Source organism: Lysinibacillus sp., from assembly GCF_032093475.1.
In the GTDB taxonomy this organism is placed as follows: domain Bacteria; phylum Bacillota; class Bacilli; order Bacillales_A; family Planococcaceae; genus Lysinibacillus; species Lysinibacillus irui.
This window is the reverse complement of record NZ_DAMDAY010000108.1, coordinates 1-5748: the sequence shown is the minus strand read 5'-3', so window position 1 is coordinate 5748 and position 5748 is coordinate 1. Positions and strand designations below refer to the sequence as shown.

At 43.2% G+C, this 5748-nt stretch carries 5 protein-coding genes; all 5 read right to left on the bottom strand.

All coding sequences use genetic code 11. The annotated features are described in order from the left end of the window. On the bottom strand, positions 1 to 856 hold an 856-nt coding region (locus tag RT445_RS18565; protein WP_396631813.1), incomplete at its 3' end, for an ABC transporter ATP-binding protein. 15 nt (positions 857 to 871) lie between these two features. Next, positions 872 to 2320, bottom strand: coding sequence for an aldehyde dehydrogenase family protein (locus RT445_RS18560; protein ID WP_313471241.1), 1449 nt, complete (start codon positions 2318 to 2320; stop codon positions 872 to 874). Between the two features lie 10 nt (positions 2321 to 2330). Beyond that, positions 2331 to 3077: an SDR family NAD(P)-dependent oxidoreductase gene (locus RT445_RS18555; RefSeq protein WP_313471239.1), complete on the bottom strand. Its 747-nt coding sequence runs from the start codon at positions 3075 to 3077 to the stop codon at positions 2331 to 2333. Position 3078: 1 nt separating this feature from the next. Then, on the bottom strand, positions 3079 to 4167 hold the full coding sequence (locus RT445_RS18550; protein ID WP_313471237.1) for a tartrate dehydrogenase: 1089 nt from the start codon (positions 4165 to 4167) through the stop codon (positions 3079 to 3081). After that, positions 4164 to 5396, bottom strand: a complete 1233-nt coding sequence (locus tag RT445_RS18545) for a M20 family metallopeptidase (protein WP_274796576.1) — start codon at positions 5394 to 5396, stop codon at positions 4164 to 4166. The genes RT445_RS18550 and RT445_RS18545 overlap by 4 nt, the downstream gene beginning before the upstream one ends. Positions 5397 to 5748 lie beyond the last annotated feature (352 nt).

The following is a 5748-nucleotide window of genomic DNA, read 5'->3' as shown; positions in this document are numbered from 1 at the left end:
CAGGTGGCACGCTACCTGGAATCGAAGGTAGCCTTTTCACATCTGTTTCAAGACTAGGCATCGTTTTTAAGAGAGCTGTTGTATAAGGATGCTGCGGATTTAAAAATAGCTCTCTCACAGGGGCTTCCTCGACAATTTGCCCTGCATACATCACCATGACACGGTCAGCCGTTTCAGCCACAACACTCATATCATGGGTAATAAATAAAATTGCTGATTGATGCTCTTCCTTCATTTTCATCATCAGCTTTAAAATTTGTGCCTGCACTGTAACATCCAGTGCAGTGGTTGGCTCATCCGCAATCAAGAGCTGCGGATGATTGGACATGGCGATGGCAATCATCACACGTTGCCGCATCCCCCCTGATAATTGGTGGGGGTATTCTGCAATCACCTTTTCTGCATTCGCAATCCCAACTTCCTTTAATAAATGTAACGCTTGATTCCACGCTTCTTTTTTGGATACCTTTTGATGCCTGCGAATGCCTTCTATCATTTGATTTCCAATGGTAAAGACAGGATCTAAAGAGGTCATTGGCTCTTGGAAAATCATACTAATTTCATTGCCACGAATACGGCTCATTTCTTTATTTTTATAATCTAGTAGATTCCTCCCGTTTAAGGCGATGGAACCTGCTGTAATTTCACCTGGCGGTATAGGAAGTAAACGCATTATCGCTAACGATGTAATACTTTTGCCACTTCCTGATTCGCCTACAAGTGCAACCGTTTCGCCTTTATGAATAGTAAAGTTTACATCTTCAACAACTTTCGCCTCTTTACCATTTTTCAAATGGAATTTAATCGATAATTGCTTGACCTCTAAAAGGACTTCTTTTTCTTTTGGCTGTTCCATATGCGTCCCTCCATCTCAGCGTTGATTAGGTGGTGCATAGCGTATAGCGATATTTTTCATTTGCCTATAGTTTCGCAGTGCAACAAAGCCCTTTTCTCGACCAATCCCACTTTTTTTATAGCCTCCAAATGGCATTTGAATCCCACCGGCTGCCCCGTAATTATTGATAAATACTTGTCCAGCCTGCACGCGGCTTGCCACAAAATGAGCAGTATCAATATTTTGTGACCAAACGCCAGCCACTAGGCCATAGTCGGTGCTATTGGCTAAGGCAATGGCTTCCTCCACACTTGAAAATGTCAAAACCGTCAACACGGGACCAAAAATTTCTTCCTGTGCTAATGGATCTTTTGAATCGACACCATCCAGTATAGTTGGCTGTATATAGTACCCTTTGTCATAGCCTTCTATTAGTAATGGCTCCCCACCCGTGATGACATAGCCATCTGCCTTTGCTTGCTGTAGTAATCCAGTAATTTTCGTAAATTGCCGTTCATTTAATAGTGGGCCCATATCCAAATCTGCCTCACCAGGTCCTACTTGTAGCGCTTGGAATTTTTCCACTAATTGCGAAACGAATGAATCTTTGACCGTTTCTTCAATGATTAAACGGGCCCCTGCAGAACAAGTTTGACCTGCATTTTGAATAATGGCACGCATAACACCTTCCAGTGCTTGCTCTATATTCGCATCGGCAAAAACAATATTAGGCGATTTCCCTCCAAGCTCTAATGTCACAGGAATAATATTTTCCGCAGCAGCCTTCATCACTGCGATACCAGTAGGAACTGAGCCCGTAAACGTAATATGGTTAATATCAGGATGTGATGTTAAATACGGACCAACATCTCGTCCCAGACCGGTAATATGCTGAAAAATCCCCTTAGGCAATTTATCGGCCAACCATTCAGCGATCGCATGCGTTGTAAGCGGTGTATCCTCGGCACTCTTCACTATAACGGCATTGCCTGTAGCAATAGCCGCTGCAACACTTCTCGCTGTAATTTGAATCGGATAATTCCATGGCACAATATGTACCGTAATGCCGACTGGCTCTAGCACTACCGCATTTAATAGTCCATCCTCAATCGGAATGGTATCCCCCATCACTTTATCTGCAGCCCCGCCGTAAAATTCAAAATAGCGAGCGGCGGCTTCAATATCTGCTCTTGCCTGTGATAAAGGTTTTCCTACATCGCGACATTCTAGTAAACTCCATTCCTCTGCATGCATGCGAATATAATGGGCAAGTTCAATCAATAACTGCCCTCGTTCATACGCCTTCCATTGACGCCAATCGTCACTTTCAAATGCTACACGGGCTGCACGTACTGCTTCATCAACCTGCGCTTTACTAGCATTGCTAATTTGCGCAATCACTTCTCCAGTTGATGGATTTCGAACATCCACTAATGCCGCACCATGAACCCACTCCCCATTGATTAACATAGGAATTTTTTTCATTGTACCCCTCCTATAATCCACGACCACCATCTACATGTAATGTCGTCCCTGTAACCATGCTTGCTGCATCTGATAGTAAATAACTAACAGCTCCTGCAATATCAGAAGGCTTCACTAATCGACCTAGTGGGACAGATTGTACAAATACACTTTGCTTTGTTTGCTCTATATCTGCTCCCTGTGCAGCAAATTGACCAAGCATTTGTGTGTCAGCTGGTCCTGGATGAATCGTATTAACACGAATTTGACTTGATGCTAGTTCAATAGCAAGGCCTCTCGTAAAGCTTTCCGCTGCGCCCTTTGACGCAATATAAGCCTGGAGGCCCGGTCTCGGACGTACTGCAGAAATAGAGGCAATCGTAATAATGGAACCCTTTTGCTGCTGTTTCATAAAAGGGACAATAGCTTTTGTCGTGATAAATAAGCTTTTCACGTTGACATCCATTAAACGATTCCACTCATCCATCGTTACCTGTTCAATTGGTGTGGCTGATTGTGCAACCCCAAGCGCATTGACAAGGCCATCAATCCTACCATAGTTATCAAAAACCTGCTGGCAGATGGCATGGACACCCTCCTCATGTAAAACATTGACTTCAAAGCATTGCAAAGAATCATGTGCAATTTCTTTTAGAGGCTCTACTGATAAATCGAGCGCTACCACAATATTGCCTTGCTTTAGCTGTTCTTCAATAATGGCTTTTCCCATACCGCCACCTGCGCCTGTTACAACAATGACCTGTTGCTCAACTGTCATCCTAAACACCTCCAGCTGTTATCGTCCTATTTATGATTTCCTGACAAATAGCGTCGCCCATTTGTTCAGTTGTCGCTTGTCCACCAATATCTGCTGTTTTCACAAGACCCTGTTGTAGTACCGTTGTAATAGCATTGACTATAAGCTGCTCTAAATCCGTTCTCCCTTGATGCCCAAGAAGTAAGGCAAGCGACCAAATTTGAGCGATTGGATTAGCAATGCCCTTTCCAGCAATATCAGGTGCCGAACCATGTACAGGCTCAAACATGGAAGGAAAATCCTTCTCGGGATTCAGATTGGCCGACGGAGATAAACCAAGACCTCCAACAATCGCAGAGCCTAAATCAGATAAAATATCACCGAATAAATTGGATGCTACAACCACCTCAAAGTCCTGTGGTCGTTCGACAAAATAAGCAACTAATGCATCAATGTAAATGGATTCGAGCTGTAGTGCTGGAGCGCTTTCTGCCACCGTTTTTCTTGTATGCTCATCCCAAAATTTCATGGAATGAATAATCGCATTCGATTTTGTGGCACTTGTTAGTTTGGTTTTCCCGTGTTGCTTCGCATAATCACAAGCAGCTTGGACAATTTTTTCGATGCCAATGCGCGTCATAATCGTATTTTGAATGGTCATTTCCTGTGGCTGCTGTTGATACAATCGCCCACCACTATCTGAATACTCGCCCTCTGCATTTTCACGGAAGATGACAAAATCTATGTCATTGCCACGAGCCAAAGGGGACGTAATCCCAGGCAGTGATTTAATAGGACGGAAATTCACATATTGCTGGAACTGTTTCCGAATCGGCATAATCAATTCCCACACCGTTACATCATCAGGCACACGGGCATCGCCAATTGCACCAAATAAAATCGCATCATACGCTTGAAGTGTTTCAAGTGCATGATCAGGCATCATACAGCCATGCTGCACGTAGTAATCAGAGCTCCAAGGAAAGATCGTTGTTTCAATTTGTAAGGAGCTATCTTGTTCTTGCAAGCAATTTAACACTTTTAACGCTTCCTGCATTACTTCTTTCCCTATGCCATCTCCAGGTATTACCGCTATTTTGATCACTGTCATTGTGCATCACCAGCCAAAAATTTTAATGCTGCTAAACGATAAATAGCAGTTGTTTCTGCCAATTCTTCAATATCTACATATTCATTGATTTGATGTGGAATTTCACGATCTCCTGCGCCAACTGTCACAATCGGAATTCCATGCACATGAAGAAACGTACCATCTGTTGCTCCAGGAACACCATTGTATTTTGGCTCCTTCTCTGTCACCTCTGCCACTGCCTCATAAATAGCCTGTACAACAGGATCTTCCTTTGCTGTTGCCGTTGCTGGTCGATTATCAAGGACCGTTAGCTCGACTTTAAAATCAGGATCATCCGCTTGTAAACGTTTAATGATCGCTTCAATTTTGCCAAGCAGTTCATTATGGTCTTGCGCTGGAACCGTACGAATATCAAGTGTCGTCATACAATGATCCGGAATAACATTGATCTGTGCATCCCCCTTTACAGGCGCACGTAAAATCGTTGGCGTAATCGACGGCCAATTCAACATTGGATCACGTCCTAACCTCGCTTGCTCCTCTTTTTCCAGTTTTTCAAGCTCTACGATCAAACGTGCCATCCGCCAGTTTGGATTTATGCCGCTCCACGAAATCGCTCCATGCGCCATTTTACCGAAAATATCTACCTGTAAACGAATAGCCCCACGCTGTGCAATACAGACATTATTTTCCTGGGGCTCACAGATAATCGCTCCATCCACACCATCAGCCCAGCCATTTTTAATAAAATGTTTAATGCCCAGCATCAACCCTTCTTCATCACAAGGAATACATAAAATAATCTTGCCCGTAAACTCCTCCTGATCCAGTAACAATGACTGACAAGCTGTAATCATACAAGCAAGATTTCCCTTTGTATCATTCGTCCCTCTACCATACATGCGCCCATCCACAATCTCTGCCCCGAATGGATCATAGGCCCATGCTTCTCGATTACCTTCCGTAACTACATCTGTATGCCCCTCAAAAAGCAATGTTTTCCCCGGCTTCCCCGAATCAATAATCCCAATAACATTTGGTCGCCCAGGCACAACCTCCTCGATATGCGTTTCAATACCAATATCTCGTAAATATGCCGCAACAAAATTCGCAACCTCTTGTTCATTACCGTTCGGATCATTCTCACGGTAAACGCTTTCAATTCGTACGAGCTTCTGTGTTAAAGCTATAACTGCCTCACGATCGCGCACATACGATGTCGTTGTCTTTAAACTAGTTACTGTCATGCAAAGGACCTCCTATTTTAGGGAATATTCTGAATTTATGTTATTTTAACATTGTCCCTTCTCTATGAAACTAGACAATATGTTAACGAATCATAGAATGACCTTAACTTTTTGTTTAGCAAAAAACGCTAAAAAACTACATTTTCCGCTGTTTTATACGCATTTTATAGTTTTCTCGCAAATTATCAGCTACCCTGAACATGAATTGATATTAGGGGATTGATATTACCAATAAGTGGATTATCCCACCGATTGGAGGTTGACTTTGAGATGGATTTCTTCCTTTGAGCGGGTTCATCCTACCTTTGAGCGGTTTTCTCACACTTATGAGCGGGGTGGCACCTTCTTTGAG

Bases quoted from the DNA above. Each gene is read 5' to 3' on its own strand.
- RT445_RS18560 (WP_313471241.1), bottom strand. From the start codon at position 2,320: ATGAAAAAAATTCCTATGTTAATCAATGGGGAGTGGGTTCATGGTGCG.
- RT445_RS18555 (WP_313471239.1), bottom strand. From the start codon at position 3,077: ATGACAGTTGAGCAACAGGTCATTGTTGTAACAGGCGCAGGTGGCGGT.
- RT445_RS18550 (WP_313471237.1), bottom strand. From the start codon at position 4,167: ATGACAGTGATCAAAATAGCGGTAATACCTGGAGATGGCATAGGGAAA.
- RT445_RS18545 (WP_274796576.1), bottom strand. From the start codon at position 5,396: ATGACAGTAACTAGTTTAAAGACAACGACATCGTATGTGCGCGATCGT.